18 protein-coding genes are annotated in these 17,948 nt (G+C 65.3%); 9 read left to right on the top strand and 9 right to left on the bottom strand.

Annotation, left to right across the window (positions count from 1 at the left end; translation table 11 throughout):
• Positions 1–2 precede the first annotated feature (2 nt).
• The 6 genes from FRF71_RS06385 to FRF71_RS06360 form a co-directional block, all read right to left on the bottom strand.
• The gene (locus tag FRF71_RS06385; protein WP_147089775.1) at positions 3–1,340 is read right to left on the bottom strand and encodes a S41 family peptidase; all 1,338 of its coding nucleotides are present in this window, start codon (positions 1,338–1,340) and stop codon (positions 3–5) included.
• 95 nt (positions 1,341–1,435) lie between these two features.
• The gene (locus tag FRF71_RS06380) at positions 1,436–2,650 is read right to left on the bottom strand and encodes a murein hydrolase activator EnvC family protein (RefSeq protein ID WP_147089774.1); all 1,215 of its coding nucleotides are present in this window, start codon (positions 2,648–2,650) and stop codon (positions 1,436–1,438) included.
• Between the two features lie 8 nt (positions 2,651–2,658).
• Positions 2,659–3,081 carry a 23S rRNA (pseudouridine(1915)-N(3))-methyltransferase RlmH gene (locus FRF71_RS06375; protein WP_147089773.1) on the bottom strand — a complete coding sequence of 141 codons (423 nt, stop codon included), beginning with the start codon at positions 3,079–3,081 and terminating at the stop codon, positions 2,659–2,661.
• A 10-nt stretch (positions 3,082–3,091) separates the two neighbouring features.
• Positions 3,092–3,487, bottom strand: a complete 396-nt coding sequence (gene rsfS / locus FRF71_RS06370; RefSeq protein WP_147089772.1) for a ribosome silencing factor — start codon at positions 3,485–3,487, stop codon at positions 3,092–3,094.
• 64 nt (positions 3,488–3,551) lie between these two features.
• Positions 3,552–4,238 carry a nicotinate-nucleotide adenylyltransferase gene (locus tag FRF71_RS06365; RefSeq protein ID WP_147089771.1) on the bottom strand — a complete coding sequence of 229 codons (687 nt, stop codon included), beginning with the start codon at positions 4,236–4,238 and terminating at the stop codon, positions 3,552–3,554.
• On the bottom strand, positions 4,202–5,479 hold the full coding sequence (locus FRF71_RS06360) for a glutamate-5-semialdehyde dehydrogenase (RefSeq protein WP_147089770.1): 1,278 nt from the start codon (positions 5,477–5,479) through the stop codon (positions 4,202–4,204). The genes FRF71_RS06365 and FRF71_RS06360 overlap by 37 nt, the downstream gene beginning before the upstream one ends.
• Before the next feature lie 280 nt (positions 5,480–5,759).
• Here FRF71_RS06360 and FRF71_RS06355 point away from each other — a divergent pair, with 280 nt between their 5' ends.
• Positions 5,760–6,761, top strand: coding sequence for a M23 family metallopeptidase (locus tag FRF71_RS06355; protein ID WP_337678500.1), 1,002 nt, complete (start codon positions 5,760–5,762; stop codon positions 6,759–6,761).
• Positions 6,762–6,801: 40 nt separating this feature from the next.
• Entirely contained in the window at positions 6,802–7,179 is a 378-nt protein-coding gene (locus FRF71_RS06350) for a bactofilin family protein (protein WP_147089768.1), read from the top strand.
• A gap of 9 nt (positions 7,180–7,188) precedes the next feature.
• On the opposite strand, the gene FRF71_RS06345 is transcribed toward FRF71_RS06350, so the two are convergent.
• The 3 genes from FRF71_RS06345 to FRF71_RS06335 form a co-directional block, all read right to left on the bottom strand.
• Positions 7,189–8,880, bottom strand: coding sequence for a long-chain-fatty-acid--CoA ligase (locus tag FRF71_RS06345; protein WP_147089767.1), 1,692 nt, complete (start codon positions 8,878–8,880; stop codon positions 7,189–7,191).
• A 62-nt stretch (positions 8,881–8,942) separates the two neighbouring features.
• Complete coding sequence (locus FRF71_RS06340; RefSeq protein WP_147089766.1) at positions 8,943–9,644, bottom strand: DUF1013 domain-containing protein; 702 nt, start codon at positions 9,642–9,644, stop codon at positions 8,943–8,945.
• 106 nt (positions 9,645–9,750) lie between these two features.
• A complete protein-coding gene (locus FRF71_RS06335) occupies positions 9,751–10,764 on the bottom strand; it encodes an NAD(P)H-quinone oxidoreductase (RefSeq protein WP_238339472.1) in 1,014 nt (337 codons plus the stop codon).
• A gap of 94 nt (positions 10,765–10,858) precedes the next feature.
• Here FRF71_RS06335 and FRF71_RS06330 point away from each other — a divergent pair, with 94 nt between their 5' ends.
• The 7 genes from FRF71_RS06330 (at position 10,859) to FRF71_RS06300 (ending at position 17,946) form a co-directional block, all read left to right on the top strand.
• The gene (locus tag FRF71_RS06330) at positions 10,859–11,059 is read left to right on the top strand and encodes a DUF1192 domain-containing protein (RefSeq protein ID WP_147089765.1); all 201 of its coding nucleotides are present in this window, start codon (positions 10,859–10,861) and stop codon (positions 11,057–11,059) included.
• A 143-nt stretch (positions 11,060–11,202) separates the two neighbouring features.
• Entirely contained in the window at positions 11,203–13,569 is a 2,367-nt protein-coding gene (gene clpA, locus FRF71_RS06325; RefSeq protein ID WP_147089764.1) for an ATP-dependent Clp protease ATP-binding subunit ClpA, read from the top strand.
• 41 nt (positions 13,570–13,610) lie between these two features.
• Positions 13,611–14,615, top strand: a complete 1,005-nt coding sequence (locus FRF71_RS06320) for a ligase-associated DNA damage response exonuclease (protein ID WP_192900039.1) — start codon at positions 13,611–13,613, stop codon at positions 14,613–14,615.
• Positions 14,616–14,618: 3 nt separating this feature from the next.
• Positions 14,619–16,214, top strand: coding sequence for a cisplatin damage response ATP-dependent DNA ligase (locus FRF71_RS06315; RefSeq protein ID WP_147089762.1), 1,596 nt, complete (start codon positions 14,619–14,621; stop codon positions 16,212–16,214).
• 70 nt (positions 16,215–16,284) lie between these two features.
• Entirely contained in the window at positions 16,285–16,689 is a 405-nt protein-coding gene (locus tag FRF71_RS06310; RefSeq protein WP_147089761.1) for a globin domain-containing protein, read from the top strand.
• Between the two features lie 39 nt (positions 16,690–16,728).
• Positions 16,729–17,376, top strand: coding sequence for a YoaK family protein (locus FRF71_RS06305; RefSeq protein WP_147089760.1), 648 nt, complete (start codon positions 16,729–16,731; stop codon positions 17,374–17,376).
• Positions 17,377–17,430: 54 nt separating this feature from the next.
• Positions 17,431–17,946: a DUF1993 family protein gene (locus tag FRF71_RS06300; protein WP_147089759.1), complete on the top strand. Its 516-nt coding sequence runs from the start codon at positions 17,431–17,433 to the stop codon at positions 17,944–17,946.
• Positions 17,947–17,948 lie beyond the last annotated feature (2 nt).

Raw genomic sequence — 17,948 nt, 5'->3', positions numbered from 1 at the left:
GCTTACTTCCCCTTCAGCGCCAGCGAAGCCCGGCCCCCGCGGCGCAGGGTTTCCAGCGCATAGTTGAGCTGGAAGTCGGTGATGCCTTTGGCCTTGAGTTCTTCGGCCGTCGCCTTGAAGCGCGGATCGTCCTGACGGTCGGCCTCAAGCTGCTTGTCGGCCACGCCAAGTTCGTTGACCAGGTGGCGGCGCAGGTCGCTTTCGCGCATGGTCAGCTCGGCCCGGCGGCGCGCGTCGGGATCGGACAGTTGCGGGACGCGGATATCGGGTTCAATTCCGCCTTCCTGCACCGACTTGCCCGCAGGCGTGTAATAGCGCGCAGTGGTCAGCTTGATCGCGCGGCTCTTGTCGAGTTCGAACAGCGACTGGACGCTACCTTTGCCAAAGCTGCGCTCACCCATGATCAGCGCGCGCTTCTGGTCCTGCAGCGCGCCGGCAACAATTTCCGAGGCCGAGGCTGAGCCGGCATCGATCAGCACGATCACCGGCAGGCCCTTGGCAGCATCGCCCGGGATCATCTCTTCGGCTCGGTAAAACTCATTGTCGCGCGGGTTGCGACCGCGTTGCGAGACGATATCGCCCTTGGTCAGGAACAGGTCGGACAGCGCCACGGCCTCGTCCAGCGAGCCGCCTGGATTCTGGCGGAGGTCAAGCACCAGACCGGTCAGCTTGCCGGCGGCTTGCTTCTTCAGGTCGGCAATCGCCTTGCCGACATCGACGCCGACATCGCGCGAAAACTCGTTAACCGAGATCACGCCGACGTCCTTCTCCAGCTTCCAGGTGACCGGCTCAAGATCGATCACGCCGCGAGTTACAGTAACGTCGAATGTGTCGTTGCGGCCTTCGCGGAACAGGGTCAGGCGGATCGAAGTGCCCGCCTCGCCGCGCATACGGGCAACGGCCTCGTCCAGCTCGATCCCGTAGATCAGCTTGCCGTCGAGGTGGGTGATATAGTCGCCGGCCTTGACCCCCGCCTTGTCCGCCGGGCTACCCTTCATGGGCGCGATCACGCGCACCGCGCCATCGTCCATCCCGACACTGAGACCAAGGCCCGAATAATTGCCGTCGATCATGTTGGTCAGGCGTTGGAACGAGGCGCCCTCGACGTAGCTGGAATGCGGATCGAGCCCGGCCAGCATGCCTTCGATCGCGCCGTTGATCAGTTTGTCGTCATCGACCGCCTCAACATACTGGGCCTTGACGATCTGGTAGACCGTGAACAGCCGGTTGAACTGGGCGTTCGAGCGCCCTTCAACCGCAGCAAGGCCCGCTGTCGTCGCCGGGAGCAGGGCAACGGCACTGACCAGCAGCGTCGCGCGGGCAAGGTTTGCAAGCTTCATTCCGATCACGGCCTTTCGCCATTCGTTCGCACCAATCTATCGACTGCCGCGCCTTAACGCCAGATGGCCCGAAGTCTGGCCTCGTACAATTTCGATTAACGACCAAGCTGGTCGAGCGGATTGACCGGCTGGCCATCCTTGCGAAGCTCCAGGGTGACCAAAGGTTGCCCCGGCCCGGTGATGCCCAACGGCGAGCCGCCAACAAGTCGATCACCGACTTCGACATCAAGGGTTGAAAGTCCGGTCACCAGCGAGGTCCAGCCGCCAGGATGTTCGATGATCACGATCTGGCCATAACCGCGATAGGCGCCGGCGAAGACCACGCGGCCGGCCGCCGGTGCCACGATCTGCGCGGCCGGGCGGGCAAGCAGGGTCACCCCGCGCGAGCGGGGCTGCCCCGGCCGCTCGGTCCCGAACCCGGAGACGACCTGTCCTGCGAGCGGCAAGACAAATCCGGGGATACGCGCGGATGCGCTAGCGGTTGCCAGAACTTCCGCGGCGACGACCGCCGCACCGGGCACGGCCGGTCGCAGGATCGGCCCGGGCAAGGCGGCGAGCGCGGCGCGGCGGCGGCTGGCTTCATCGAGCTGGCCAACCAATCCGTTAAGGTCGCGGGCCTGCTCGGCCAGCGCCAAGGCGCGTTCGGCTTCACGGGCAGCAAGGCCGCCAGCGGCGCGGGCTTCGAGCCGCTGGCGGCTTTCCAGTGCGGCCAGCGCCTGACGTCGTGCCGCCAGATCGCGCTGCGCCTGGCGCAGGCCAGCGGCGTTGGCGCGGGCCTGGGCCTGGAGCGCGCGGCTGCGATCGAGCTCGGCACGCAGATCGGCAGTGCGCCGTTCGACCTCGGGCAGCATCGCCTCAAGCGCGGCGCGCAGATAGACCGTATCCTGAACCGATCCGGGCCGCAGCAGGGCGAAGGCAGCAGGGCGACGGGCGAGCCGCTGTAAGGCGGCAGTTAGCTGGACCAACGGTTGCTGGCGCTCGGCAAGACGCGCGCGGAGCAGGACGCGTTCGCGCTCGATCAGGGCGGCGCGCGCTTCGTTAACGGCGATACCCGCTTCGGCCTGCTGGATCCGGGCAGCAAGGCCCGCTGCCTCGCGCGCCGTCTTTTCGACCGCTGCGTTGGCGGTGGTGGCCTGGGCTTCAAGCTCGGCCGCGCGCCGACCAGCCGCCGCTCCGGCGCTTTGCGCATTGGCAATGGCTCGGCGCAGCTGGTTGGGATCGGTCGGAGCGAGCGGCACTTGCGCAGCAGCACTGCCCAGCGCTGCGAGTGCAAGCAGAGGGGTCAGGCGCAGGAACGAAGCAGGCGACATCGCGCGCCTTATCCCGAACGGTGATAGGGATGACCAGCCAGAATACTGGTCGCGCGCCATAACTGTTCGGCCAGCATGGCACGGACCAGCAAATGCGGCCAGGTCATCGGCCCGAAGCCGAGCAGTAGATCGGCTCTGGCGCGCAGCGCGTCGCCGTGGCCATCGGCGGCACCAATCAGAAATCGGGCCTCGCGCACACCCTCGTCACGCCAGCGGCCGAGCAGGGCAGCGAATTCTTCGGAGGAAAGCTGCTCGCCACGCTCGTCGAGCAGGACTTCCCGGGCGGGAGTTAGCGGGACGGGGATCGTCCCGCCGGTGTCAGGCAGTTCGGTTTGGACGACTGGCCAGGTGATCCGCTTCAGATAGCGCGCGACAAGGTCAGCCTCGGGCGAGCGGGCAATCTTGCCGCGGGCAATCACGTGCAGCCGCATCGTAAAGGAATCAGGCCGCGCCCGAATCCCCGAAGGCCCACATCCGCTCGAGGTTGTAGAAGCTGCGTACTTCGGGCCGGAACAGGTGGATTACCACGTCGCCTGCGTCAATCAGCACCCAGTCCGCCGCTGGAAGACCTTCAATCCTGACATGGCCAAAGCCACCCTGCTTGATCCGCTCAGCCAGCTTCTGCGCCATGGCCGCAACCTGGCGGGTCGAGCGACCGCTGGCGATCACCATATGATCGGCGATCGAGCTTTTGCCCTCGAGCGGGATCGAGACGATCTCCTGCGCCTGGTCATCATCCAGCGACTGGAGCACCAGCGCATGGAGCGAGCCCGGTTCGGACTGAGGTAGCGGAGTGGGCGTTCCCGCAGCGGCGGGCGCGTTCATGGCAGGTGTCATGTAGGGGGCAAGTGCTCCTTGGGGCGGGCGGCGCACGACGGCGCGGGGACAAGGCCCAGCCCGTTCATGGCGTGTCGGGATCGACCGGATGGTGCGTGAGCGGATCCCTGACAGCCCGGCCGGCGAAACGCCGGGCCCAGTCTGGATCGGCGCGGCGAATGGCAGTCGCCGAGCGCGGATCGGGATCGAAACGCAATTGTATCAGCGCGGGTGCGCTCCATCCTGCCCGGTGTTTCAAACTGGCCGCGGACCGCCGGTATCGGCCGAGCCAGGCTGCAGCGGGGCTCGCCGCAGCAAGGCTATCATAGCCGGGCCGCGCAATAACCGCAATCGGCATGGTGCGGGCAAGCCGGCGCCAGTCGCGCCAGCGGTGCAGCTGGGCCAAGTTGTCGCTGCCCATCAGCCAGACGAAGTCGATATCCGGGTAACGCCGTCGCAATGCGCGCAGCGTATCGACCGTGTAAACGGTGCCCAGTTCGCGTTCGATCGCGGTTGGCACGATCGGGGCACGACGCGCCATGCGCAAGGCCGATCCGAGCCTCGCCGGAAGCGGGGCCATGCCCGCCCGGGGCTTCAAGGGATTGCCGGGCGAGACCAGCCACCAGACCGCATCGAGCCCAAGCGCGTCGCGCGCAAACAGGCTGATCCGCCGATGCCCGCCATGGGCCGGATTGAAGCTGCCACCCAGCAGCCCGACGCGCGGTTTCCCGCGGTTCAGGGCCGAACCTGCCCGGTGCCGCGCACCAGCCACTTGTAAGTCGTCAGCCCTTCGAGCGCGACCGGGCCGCGGGCGTGAAGCCGGCCGGTGGCGATGCCAATCTCGGCTCCCAGGCCGAACTCGCCGCCATCGGCAAACTGGCTGGAGGCGTTGTGCATGACGATGGCGCTATCGACTTCGGCGAGGAAGCGTTCTGCCACGGCCTGGTCCTCGGTCACGATCGCATCGGTGTGGTGCGAGCCGTGGCGCGCAATATGTGCCAGCGCTGCATCAAGACCATCAACGACGGCGACCGAGAGGATCGCATCGAGGTATTCGGTATCCCAATCCTGGTCCGTGGCAGGCAGGATCCGGCGGTCGAGCGCACAGGCCCGGGCATCGCCGCGCAGCTCGCAGCCCGCATCGAGCAGGGCAGCGACCAGGCCTGCCGATTCGGGGTAGCGCGCGTCGATCAGCAGTGTCTCCATCGCGCCGCAAACGCCGGTGCGCCGCAGCTTGGCATTGCGCGCGATCGCCACCGCTTTGGCCGGATCGGCGGCGGCGTGGACATAGGTGTGATTGATCCCGTCAAGGTGCGCCAGCACCGGCACCCGGGCATCGGCCTGGACCCGCGCGACCAGGCTCTTGCCTCCGCGCGGCACGATCATATCGATCACCCCGGCAGCGGTCAGCATCGACCCAACAAGGGCGCGGTCCTGGCTGGGCACCAGTTGCACGGCGTTTGCCGGCAGGCCCGCCTCGACCAGACCGGCAACCATCGCTGCGTGGATCGCGCGGTTGGAATGGACCGCCTCGCTACCCCCGCGCAGCAGCGCGGCATTGCCCGAACCCAAACACAAGGCAGCGGCATCGGCGGTTACATTGGGGCGGCTTTCGTAAATGATCCCGATCAGCCCGATCGGCACGCGCACCCGCGAAAGTACGAGGCCATTGGGTCGTTCGGTCCGGTCGATCACCTGTCCAACCGGGTCGGGCAAGCCAGCCACGGCCGCAACCGCCTCGGCGATCCCACCCAGTCGCTCCGGATCGAGCCGCAGCCGATCGAGCATGGCCGCACTGAGGCCCCGCGCCTCGCCCGCCGTCATGTCTTTGGCATTGGCCTCGAGAATGGCTGAACCGCCGGCGACCAGTGCTTTTGCCGCCGCCCGCAAGCCGGCCTTGCGACGCTCTGGACCGAGCTGTGCCAGTTGCGCCTGGGCCGCACGGCCGGCCTGCGCCAGGGCGGCAATCAGCGAATCGGGATCGCCTTCGGGAACGGGTGCGGAGAGCGACATTGTGCGGCTGCGCCTATCACTTGGTAAACGGTTCCCGCAACCCAATCGACTCGTCGCGCGAGTCTTTCGATTCGACGACAACCGTTTGCGGGAGATTCGCTTACCTTCGGCTTACCTGCTAGCGGGCCCGCATCGAAGGTCAAAAGGGCTCGGGGTCGTCTTGCAAAATCTGACCGTTGGCGGGGTAAGGGACCGCCTGCGGAGCTGGTTCCCGGATCGCGAATTTTTCATGCGATCGCAGGGGCAGGTCCGTTTCATCAGGGTTTCGGCAAAAGTGCAGATGGTGGGTGCCGCCATCCTCGCTGCTTTGCTGCTCGTCTGGCTGATCTCGATGGCCGGCATGGCCGTGTCCCAGTACCTCTCAACCCGCGACCGCCTTGCGCTGCTCGACCGCGAGGCAAAGGTGGCGACCGCCGAAAGCCGCGTCGCCGAATACCGTGATGATCTGCAGAGCGTCACCCAGGACCTGAACCGCCGCCAGGACGCGCTCGAGAAGATGACCGAGGTCCTGCCTGACGACATCAAGACCGGCGATACCGTCTCAGATTCGACTGGCGAAGCGGCGAAGACCGTCGACAAGGTCAGCGCTGCCCTGCCCGAGGCCGCTGGACTCGCCAGGATCGAAGCCCGCCAACTCGCGCTGGTCGAGCGGCTGACCCGCTTTGCCGACCGCCGTTCGGCCACCGCAGCCCAGCGGATCCGTGCGCTCGGGCTGGATCCCAATGCCATGGTCGCGCGGCTCAACGACAGATCCGCTCAGGGTGGCCCGCTGATCGAGCTATTTGGACCGGGGAAGCGCGGACTCGATCCCCGGTTCGAGCGACTCGGCCTCAGCCTGGCGCGGATGGACGCGCTTGAGCGCGGCCTCGCCGGCATTCCGCAGCACACGCCGGCCAGCCTCGAATACATTTCGTCCGGCTTCGGCTATCGCGCCGATCCATTTACCGGCGGCGCAGCCTTCCACGCCGGGCTTGATTTCAAAGGTCCGATTGGTGCCCCGATCTTTGCGGCCGCCACCGGCCGGGTCAGCTTCGTTGGCGCCCAGCAGGGCTACGGAAATGTGGTTGAAGTCGATCATGGCAATGGCCTGATGACGCGCTATGCTCACTTGTCGGCATTCAGGGCGCGGGTCGGTCAACCGGTCCAGGCAGGGCAGATCATCGGGTTGATCGGCAATACCGGCCGTTCGACTGGTCCGCATCTCCATTTCGAGGTTCGGGTCAACGACCGCGCGGTAAACCCCCGGCCATTCCTTGAGGCAGCGGCACATGTTCAGCAATAAACCAGCGGCAACAGCGCCGCGAGCAACAGGCAGTAACACCATGCGCGGATCGACCTTCTCGGTCCTTGGGGCCGATATGGCAATCAAGGGCAATGTCACGGCTTCGACCGACCTGCACATCGACGGCAAGGTTGAAGGCGATGTCACCTGCAGTTCGCTGGTCCAGGGCGAAACCGGCGAAATCGTCGGCGCGGTCAAGGCTGAGAGCGCCCGTCTGGCCGGCATCGTGCGCGGTTCGATCTCGGTCCGCGAGCTGGTGATCCTGAAGTCCGCGCGGATCCACGGCGACGTCCATTACGATGCCCTGACGATCGAGCAGGGCGCGCAGGTCGATGGCCGCTTTGCGCCGCGCGGCGTGGGTCAGCCCGAAGATAGCCCCGCTGAAGGCGTCGAAAAGCTGCTGACGCTCGCCGGCTGACCGGGCGGCTTAGGCCAGCCCGACCTCCGTCCGCAGCGCCTTGCGATCAAGTTTGCCGATCATTGTCTTCGGCAGGCTGTCGCGAACAACCACGCTATCGACCCGTTCGTGCTTGCCAAGCTGAGCGTTGAGCCAATTGGCCAGTCCCTCTCCCGTCTCGGTCACGCCATCCTGCAAGGTGACATATGCCCGCGGGGCTTCGCCGCGGTAGGGATCGGGCACGCCGATCACCAGCGCTTCCTTCACTGCCGGGTGACGCAACAGGACTGCCTCGACCTCGCTAGGGAAAACCTTGAAGCCGCCAACCGCGATCATGTCCTTGATCCGGTCGACAATCCGCAGGTAGCCGCCCGCTTCCAGCACGGCGACATCACCGGTGCGCAGCCAGCGTCCGTCGGGCCGCTCGGCAAAGGCGGCCAGCGCTGCCTCGGGCCGGCGCCAATAGCCGCGCATCACCTGCGGACCCTGGATCGCCAGCTCGCCAGGCTCTCCAGCGGGCGCATCCTGTGACGGGTCTTCCTTGTCGAGCAGACGAATGCGGGTGCCGGGAATGGGTTGGCCAATCGTCCCTGGGCGCTCCTCGCCCTCATAGGGATTGGCCGTTGCCACCCCGGCGGTCTCGGTCAGGCCATAACCTTCGATCAACCGCGCGCCGGTCATCGCTTCGAACCGCTGCTTGAGTGGCTGCGGCAAGGGCGCCCCGCCCGAGATGCAGACCCTGAGCGAGCTGAAATCGGTCTTCCCGCAATTGGGATGATCCAGCAGCGCCTGGTACATGGTCGGCACGCCGGGGATCGCCGTCGCCTTGACCCGCGCCAGGGTCTTGAGCGCCTGCCCCGCATCGAAACGCGGCAGCATCGCGATGCAGCCGCCGTGCGCCACGGTGCGATTGAGCACGCAGATATTGGCGAAGACATGGAACATCGGCAGCACGCCCACGATCATGTCGCGCTCATCCTGACGCGGGTCGATAGCCTCGACCTGGCGGGTGTTGGCGGTGATGTTCTGGTGCGTCAGCATGGCCCCTTTTGGAGTGCCGGTGGTGCCGCCGGTGTACTGCAGCAGGGCCAGGTCTTCCTCGGGATCGAGGGTAACCGGCGCAGGTGCCGCATCGACCAGCAGATCATCCCAGTGCAGCGCCTGCTCCGGCACCGGGGCAAGCGACTTGCGGGCCAGCAGCCGCATGGCCAGGCCCTTGAACCAGGGCAGCTGGCCCGCGAGCGAACCCACCACCAGCCATTCCAGCGCCGATTGCGCCATAACCGCCTCGGCCGTTGGCAGCAGGGCTGATGAATCGACCGTAACCAACAGCCGCGTGCCCGAATCCGCAACCTGCGCCGTCAACTCGGCCGCCGTATAGAGCGGCGAGAAGTTGACCACCGTCGCCCCGGCCAGCATGGCTCCGTAATAGGCCGCGACGTAGATCGGCACATTGGGCAGGAACAGCCCGACGCGGTCGCCCTTGTCGATACCAAGCTGCTGCAGCCCGGCCGCGAAGGCCCGGGCATCGCGCCACAGCTCTGCATAGGTAAAGCTGCGGCCCATGAAATCGACGAGCGGCCGGTTGGCGAACCGGGCCGCGCTGTCCGCAAACATCTGCGGCACCGACAGCGGCGGGAAGGTCGTATCCCACGGAGTCGGGTGCGCATAATGCCCCTGCCAGGGCTGAGAAGGTGACGCGGCGGCCGTGCTGACACTCATGTCAGCTTAAGTGGAGCCACAAGTCGCCCTGTGCAAGCGGCAGTCAGATCAGGACTGGGGACTCAGCCTTCGTCCGCCGCTTCTGCGGCACGCTTGGCCTCCAGCCAGGCGGCGGCTTCGGCTTCCTGCGCGGCTTCGGTAGCGGCCTTGGCCTGAGCCTCACGCTCTGCGCGCAGTTCCTCGATAAGCGCCTCGCGATCATCGCCCAGGCGCGCATCGTCACCGGCCTCATCGACCAGACCAGCCTTCTTGGCCGCCTTGGCGACAATCGCATCAAGCTCGCGCTGACTGCACAGGCCCAGAGTGACCGGGTCCTTGGGCTGGATGTTGGCAATGTTCCAATGGCTGCGATCACGGATCGCAGCGATGGTGTTGCGGGTCGTGCCGATCAGCTTGCCGATCTGCGCGTCCGAGATCTCCGGGTGCGCGCGCAGGATCCAGGCGATGCCATCGGGCTTGTCCTGGCGCTTCGACACCGGGGTGTAGCGTGGGCCCTTGGTGCGGCTGACCGTGACCGGTGCCTTCTGCATCTTCAGCGCATAATTGGGATCGGCCTGGCCCTTCTCGATCTCGGCCATGTTCAGTTCGCCGGCGCGCACCGGATCGCGCCCGGTGTACTTGGAGCTGGCGAGGTCATCGGCCATGGCCTGGACTTCAAGGATGTGCAGCCCGCAGAATTCGGCGATCTGTTCGAACGACAGCGCGGTGTTGTCGACCAGCCACGAAGCAGTGGCATGCGGCATCAGCGGGGTGGGTTGAGTCACGGGTATTCTCCGTCAGAAATAGATAGGGCCGCCCCTTGCGGAGCGGCCGTGCGCCCGGTCATCTAGGTGATCACGGCGGATTCGGCAAGGATTGAGTCAGTTCGGGTCAGACCCTCAGCACGATCTTCCCGATATGTGCCCCAGCCTCCATCCGCGCATGGGCCGCCGCGGCATCAGCCAGCGGGAAGGCCTGGTCCATGATCGGACGCAACTGCCCGCTAGCGAACAGCGGCCAAGCGTTGGCGGCGATTTCCTGCGCCAGCAGCGCCTTGAACTGGTTGGAGCGCGGGCGCAGGGTTGAGCCGGTCAGGGTGTAGCGGCGGCTCATGATCACCGCCATGTTGAGTTCGGCCTGCATTCCGCCCTGGACCGCGATGGTCACATGGCGGCCGTCTTCCTTCATGCAGCGCAGGTTGCGCGCGACATAGTCGCCGGCAACCATGTCGAGCACCAGTTCAACGCCCTGCCCGTCGGTGATCCGCTTCACTTCCTCAACAAAGTCGCTCGCCTTGTAGTCGATCGCATGATCAGCACCGATTTCCAGCGCGGCGGCGCACTTTTCCGCATCCCCGCACGTGACGATCACGGTAAGCCCGAAGGCCTTGCCCAGCATGATCGCCATGGTGCCGATCCCGCTGGTGCCGCCGTGGACCAGAATTGTCTCGCCCTCCTTGGCCCAGCCGCGTTCGAACACGTTGTGCCAGACAGTGAAGAGCGTTTCCGGCAGGGCTGCCGCCTGATCGAGCGGCATGCCAGCCGGGACCGGCAGACAGTGATCGGCCATGGCAAGGCAATATTCGGCATAGCCCCCGCCCGCGACGAGCGCGCAGACCTGCTGGCCCAGCATGGCGTCACTGACGTCAGCGCCCAGCGCAACAACCTCGCCGGCGATCTCGAGCCCGGGGATTGGCGAAGCGCCCGGCGGCGGCGGATAGAGCCCGCGGCGCTGGATCACGTCAGGCCGGTTGACCCCGGCATAGGCCACCTTGACCAGCACCTGCCCGGCGCCTGGGGTCGGCACCGGCACGGTCTGCGGCTGGAGCACCTCCGGCCCGCCTGGCGCATCAAAGCCGATGACGGTCATCGTTGCAGGCAGTGTTTCGCTAGACGTTCCGCCCATTTGCCCATTTCCTGTTGGCATCCCAGCACCGGCGCACGGCCTAGCCTTTGGCCGTGTTGACAGCAAGCGCAGGAAAGTCGATTTTGCGCCTCGGATGGACGATGACGACCGCCCCCGTGCGCGCAGCGATGCCGCCAGCCAGCTGGCGCTGGAACCGCTCGACCGCCTTTCGCAGGATGAACTGGCTGAACGGATCGCGCTGCTCGAAAGCGAAATAGCGCGGATCAAGGCGCATCGGGACAAGGTTTCAGCCCATCGGGCGGCGGCCGACGCCCTGTTCAAGCGGCCGGACTGATGATTTTCGGGGTGCCCCTTCGCAGCAGCGATGCGGCATCCCATATAGGCTCTGACCCGGTTGACCATATAGGTCCGATCAACCATCCTTGTTCACACTCTTCGGCTATCGAAGGGTCACTCCATCCGTGGGAAGGCTTCTAAATGCCAAGTTTTGCCCAGAGCCTCGAAAAGACGCTGCACAGTGCGCTCGCCAATGCGTCGGAGCGCAGCCACGAGTATGCGACTCTGGAACACCTGCTGCTCGCCCTGATCGACGATCCGGACGCAGCTCAGGTGATGCAGGCCTGCGGCGTGGAACTGGCCGAACTGGGCGAAGTGGTGCGCCAGTACCTCGACCAGGAATACCAAAGCCTCAAGACCGAAGAGAAAGGCGATCCCGCCCCTACGGCTGGCTTCCAGCGCGTCATCCAGCGCGCGATCCTGCACGTCCAGTCATCGGGCAAGGACACGGTCACCGGCGCCAACGTGCTGGTCGCGCTGTTTTCCGAGCGTGACAGCTATGCGGTCTATTTCCTGCAGCAGCAGGACATGAGCAGGCTCGATGCGGTCAGCTTCATCAGCCACGGCATCGGCAAGGGCGGCAAGCGGATCGAAGACAAGACACCCAAGGGCAGCGAGAGCGAAAGCCCGGCGCAAGAGGAAAAGGCCCAGAGCAAGGACGCCAAGAAGGAATCTGCGCTCGACCAGTTCTGCGTCAACCTCAATGACAAGGCCCTGGCGGGCAAGGTCGACCCGCTGATCGGTCGCGGCCCTGAAGTCGATCGCACGATCCAGATCCTGTGCCGCCGCTCGAAGAACAACCCGCTCTATGTCGGCGATCCCGGCGTCGGGAAAACCGCGATTGCCGAGGGCCTGGCCCGCAAGATCGTCGAGGGCGAAGTGCCCGAAGTGCTGGCCGAGGCGGTGATCTACAGCCTCGACATGGGCGCGCTGCTGGCCGGCACACGCTATCGCGGTGATTTCGAGGAACGGCTGAAGCAGGTCGTTTCCGAGCTCGAGAAGATGCCGCACGCAGTCCTTTTTATCGATGAAATTCATACAGTTATTGGTGCTGGCGCGACCAGTGGCGGGGCGATGGACGCCTCGAACCTGCTGAAGCCCGCCCTGTCCGGCGGGACGATCCGCTGCATCGGTTCGACCACCTACAAGGAATTCCGCAACCACTTCGAAAAGGACCGCGCGCTGCTCCGCCGGTTCCAGAAGATCGATGTGAACGAGCCGACGGTTGAGGATACGATCAAGATTCTGAAGGGCCTGCGCACAGCTTTCGAGGAACACCACAAGGTCAAGTACACACCCGACGCGATCAAGACCGCGGTCGAACTTTCGGCGCGCTACATCAATGACCGCAAGCTGCCCGACAAGGCGATCGACGTGATTGACGAAGTGGGCGCGATGCAGATGCTGGTGCCGCCGTCGAAGCGCAAGAAAACCATCACCGCGCGCGAGATCGAAGCGGTGATTGCCACCATGGCGCGCATTCCGCCCAAGTCTGTCTCGTCGGACGACCGTACCGCGCTTGAGCATCTTGAGCGCGACCTTAAGCGCGTGGTCTTCGGCCAGGACAAGGCAATCGAAGTGCTGAGCTCGGCCATGAAGCTCAGCCGTGCAGGCCTGCGCGATCCGGACAAGCCGATCGGCTCGTTCCTGTTCTCTGGCCCGACCGGCGTCGGCAAGACCGAGGTATCCAAGCAGCTGGCTGAAATCCTGGGCATTCCGATCCAGCGCTTTGACATGTCCGAATACATGGAACGCCACTCGGTCAGCCGCCTGATCGGCGCGCCTCCGGGCTATGTCGGCTATGACCAGGGCGGCCTGCTGACCGATGCCGTCGACCAGCAGCCCCATTGTGTCCTGCTGCTCGACGAAATCGAGAAGGCGCACCCGGACCTGTTCAACATCCTGCTCCAGGTGATGGATAATGGACGCCTGACCGACCATCACGGTAAGACGGTCGATTTCCGCAACGTGATCCTGATCATGACCACCAATGCCGGCGCCAGCGACATGGCCAAGCAGGGCATCGGCTTTGGCGATGTCTCCAAGGCGGATGCCGGCGACGAGGCGGTCAAGCGGATGTTCAGCCCGGAATTCCGTAACCGGCTCGATGCGATTGTGCCCTTCGCCTACCTTGGCACCGAAGTCATTGCGCGGGTGGTCGACAAGTTCGTGCTGCAGCTTGAGCTGCAGCTGGCTGACCAGAACGTCCACATCCAGTTCGATGGCGATGCCCGCAAGTGGCTGGGCGAGCGTGGCTATGACAAGCTTTATGGCGCGCGGCCGATGGCCCGCCTGATCCAGGAAAAGGTCAAGCAGCCGCTGGCCGAAGAATTGCTGTTCGGCAAGCTCCGCCACGGCGGCGAGGTCCACGTGACGGTCAAGGAAGATGCGCTGGCCTTTGAATTGACCCCGGCCCCGCCCAAGCTGCCCAAGGGCAAGGCGGAAAAGCCTTCGCCCAAGCGCAAGGGCAAGACCGCGCCCGAGCCGAGCAGCGACGGAACCGACTGACAGGTCTGGAACATTGCGGCGGCCATCGCCATTTCCCGGTGATGGCCGCAGCATTTTCCTGGATAAAGGCGGAACCGCAAGGGATCCGCATCGTCCCGGCGGATTGCTGGATCGATCCCGCCCGGCCCGCTGACCGGGCACTCATCACCCACGGCCATGCCGACCACGCCCGCGGCGGCCATGGCCAGACCCTGGCCACGCCCGCGACACTTGCGATCATGAACCTGCGCTACGGCGTGACCGACGGAGCAGTTCCGGTCGGATACGGCGAAGAAATCAAACTGGCGGGAGACGTGACGGCATCGTTTCACCCTGCCGGCCACGTTCTTGGATCGGCGCAGGTTCTGCTGCAACACGCGGGCGAGCGGGTAATCGTGACTGGCGACTACAAGCGCCGGGCCGATCCGACCTGCCCCCCGTTTGAGGTGGTAAAGTGCGATGTCTTCGTGACCGAGGCGACCTTTGGCCTGCCGGTCTTTCGCCACCCGCCGATTGGCGAAGAGATCGCCAAGCTGCTCAAGGCGCGGGCGGACAATCCGGAGCGCTGTGTGCTCGTCGGCGCCTATGCGCTCGGCAAGGCGCAGCGGCTGATCGCCGAACTGCGCCGCGCGGGGTATCGCGAACCGATCTATCTTCATGGCGCGCTGGAGCGGATGTGCCGGCTCTACGAAGAGCACGGGATAGACCTCGGCGAGCTGCGGCTGGTGGCCGGGATGCCCAAGGGCGCCTTGGCGGGCCAGATCGTGATCTGCCCGCCCAGTGCCTTGACCGACCGCTGGAGCCGCCGTCTGCCCGATCCAATCACGGCAATGGCCAGCGGCTGGATGCGGATACGCGCCCGCGCCCGCCAGCGCATGGCCGAATTGCCGCTGATCATCTCCGATCACGCCGACTGGGACGAGCTGACCGCCACGATCAGCGAAGTCGATCCGGCCGAAACCTGGATAACCCACGGCCGCGAGGATGCACTGCTCCGCTGGTGCACCCTGAACCAGCGCAAGGCCCGCGCGCTCGCCCTGGTCGGCTTTGAGGACGAGGATGACTGAGCGGTGGAAGAGTTTGCCGCCCTCCTCGACGCGCTGGTCTATACCCGCAGCCGCAGCACCAAGCTGGCGCTGATTGCGGCCTATCTGCGCGAGACACCGGACCCCGATCGCGGCTGGGCGCTGGCGGCTTTAACCAGCGCAATCGACTTTCCCGCGGTCAAGGCTGGGGCAGTTCGTGCGCTGATCATGGAACGGATTGATCCCGAGCTCTTCGCGTTATCGCGCGACTATGTGGGCGATACGGCGGAGACCGTCAGTCTGCTTTGGCCGGAACCGACCAGCGCTGGCATGCCGCCGCCGAGTGTCAGCGAAGCCGTCGCCGCGTTGGGTGCGATGACGCGGACGACCGTGGCAAACGAGCTGGCCGGATTGCTCGATCGTCTCGATGCCAATGGCCGCTATGCCCTCCTCAAGCTTGCAACTGGCGCGATGCGGATCGGCGTTTCGGCGCGGCTGGCCAAAGTTGCCTTCGCCGAGGCATTTGGTGTCAGCATCGACGATATTGAGGAGTACTGGCACGGCCAGGCTCCGCCCTATCTGGCGCTGTTCGACTGGGCCGCAAACGGGGCCGAACCGCCGAGCGGTGAGCACCTGCCGCTGTTCCGCCCTTTCATGCTTGCCCATCCGATTGAGGAGACCGTGCTCGACCTGGCGGACTATGCAGCCGAGTGGAAATGGGATGGGATCCGCGTGCAGGTGGTCCACGTGAACGGCGAGAGCCGGCTCTATTCTCGTTCGGGCGACGATATCTCGGCAACCTTCCCAGAGGTCACTGCAGCACTCACAATCCCCGCCGTGCTTGATGGGGAGCTGTTGGTGCGGGGCAGTCACCAAGGCGGTGAACAAGGCGGTGCCGCCAGTTTCAATGCCTTGCAGCAGCGGCTGGGGCGGAAGTCCGTGTCAAAGACGATGCTGGCAGACTACCCGGCCTTCGTGCGGCTCTACGACGTGCTGATCCGCGAGGGGGAAGATCTCCGGTCGCTCGCTTGGACCGACCGGCGTCTTGCACTTGAGGCCTTTGTTCCGCGGCTCGATCCTGATCGTTTCGACCTGAGCGCCGTCATTCCGGCGCAGTCCTTTCAGGAATTGGCCGAACTACGGGCCAAGGCGCGGGATGAGGCGATCGAAGGGGTAATGCTAAAGCGCCGCGATGCACCTTATATCGCCGGTCGGCGCACTGGGCTGTGGTACAAATGGAAGCGGGATCCGCTGCTGATCGATTGCGTGCTCATGTATGCCCAGCGCGGCAGCGGTAAGCGCAGCAGCTTTTATTCAGACTTCACTTTCGGCTGCTGGAACGGCGATCCCGACGCCGGGGCCGAGCTGCTACCTGTCGGCAAAGCCTATTTCGGTTTTACCGACGAAGAGCTGAAGTGGCTCGACCGCTATGTTCGCAACCACACCGTGGCGCGGTTCGGCCCCGTGCGCGAGACAGATAAGAGCCTGGTGTTCGAGGTCGCCTTTGATTCGGTCCATACCAGCAAGCGGCACAAGTCTGGCGTCGCCATGCGCTTTCCCCGAATCAGCCGGATTCGTAGCGACAAGCCAGCCCATGAAGCCGACCGCCTACAAAGCCTGAAGGCGCTGATCCGCGATTGACGGCGATCAAAGTGGCACGCTGGCCGAGGGGCTAGGAGCGACATGTTAGACCTCGCCCGGAGCATCAGCTATGTCCGCAACTACCCCTGCAAGTCCGGATGCCAGTCCTTTTGAACGGGTCGGCGGCCACGCCGTGATGCGGGCGATCACCGATCGGTTCTATGACTTGATGGACCAGGATCCGGCCTATGCCGAACTTCGCGCGGTCCACGCCACCGACCTGTCCGACATGCGCGCGCAACTGCCGCTCTTCCTGGCCGGCTGGGCCGGTGGTCCGCGCGACTGGTTTGAGGCGAACCCCGGCAAATGCATGATGAGCGCTCACGGCGGCATTGCGATCACCCGCGCCACGGCCGAGCAGTGGGCCGAAGCGATGAACCGCGCGATCGCGTCGGTTGAACTCTCTGACCGTGCGATCGGCGATGCCATGGCCGATGTGCTGAGCCGCATGGCCAAAGGCATGGCGCGCGACTGATCCTCGCCTTGCCGTCGCAATGCGGCTAACTTCCCGACCATGAACTCGATTGATCGCTCCCGCCGCCGCCTTGCCATCGCCGCTGCGGGTCTGGCCGGATTTGTCGATGCGGTGGGTTTCCTGTCGGCCAAAGGCTATTTCGTCTCGTTCATGTCCGGCAACACCACGCGGCTCGGGGTCGACCTGGCGGTCCACCCAGCCATGGCGATTGTTCCCGCCGGATTGATCGCCGGGTTCGTGCTGGGCGTGTTCGTGGGCGCGCTGCTGGCGGCGCGGGCTGGGGCATGGCGCAAGGTTGCGGTGCTGGGGCTGGTTGCCGGCCTGCTGGTCGGGGCGGCTTTGGCGCATGCTACTGGCGCCGGGCTGGCCATGCTGGGCTTGCTGGTCTTTGCGATGGGCGCGCTCAACAACACCTTCCAGCGCGACGGCGAAGTATCAGTAGGCCTGACCTATATGACCGGCGCCCTGGTCCGGTTTGCTCAGGGTCTGGCGGCGCGGGTCAGCGGGACCGGTGGTGAAGGCTGGGCAAACTGGCTGCTGCTTTGGCTGGGGCTGGCTGCGGGGGCCGTGGCCGGGGCCTTTGCATTGCTGGCCTGGTCTGGCCTGGCCCTGTGGCTGGCGAGCGGTTGGGCCCTGGCGCTGGTGCTGGTTGCCTGGCATCTGCGCAAAACGCCGCCGGGCCCTTGAACCCGGCACCAATGCCCCCTAAACCAGTTTTAAATCGAAACTGGAGAGTCTGAAATGCACCTTGCCAAAACGGCCCTGACCACCTTCGATCAGCTCCTCGCGACCCTTGATCACCTTCTGAACAAGGCCGCGACGAGCGAGCAGGGCGAGGCGCTGCTGCTGGCGCGGCTGGCGCCGGACATGCTGCCGCTGGCCACCCAGGTGCGCTTCACCACCCAGCAGGTCTACAACACGCTCAACCGGGCCTTTGGAGCCAGTCACGCTGGCGTCGATACCGATCACACCTCCTTCGCCGAAGCGCAGACCCATCTGGCTGAGGTTCGGGCGCTGATCGCAGCGGCGCACGAGACCGAACCGCTGGCGGAGACCGCAATGGTCGAGTTCGACCTGCCTAACGGCATGGCGTTTGCCCTGACGGTATCGGATTATGTCCGCGACTGGTCGCTGCCGCAGTTCCATTTCCACCTGATGACGGCTTACGCGATCCTGCGGCACGCCGGCCTGCCGATCGGCAAGGCGGATTACATGGGCTACATGATGCAGCACCTGAAATCACCGCCGGAGGGCTGATT

Source organism: Novosphingobium ginsenosidimutans, assembly GCF_007954425.1.
Classification (GTDB): domain Bacteria; phylum Pseudomonadota; class Alphaproteobacteria; order Sphingomonadales; family Sphingomonadaceae; genus Novosphingobium; species Novosphingobium ginsenosidimutans.
The sequence above is the reverse complement of the archived record's forward strand: the minus strand, read 5'-3'. Positions and strand labels throughout refer to the sequence as shown.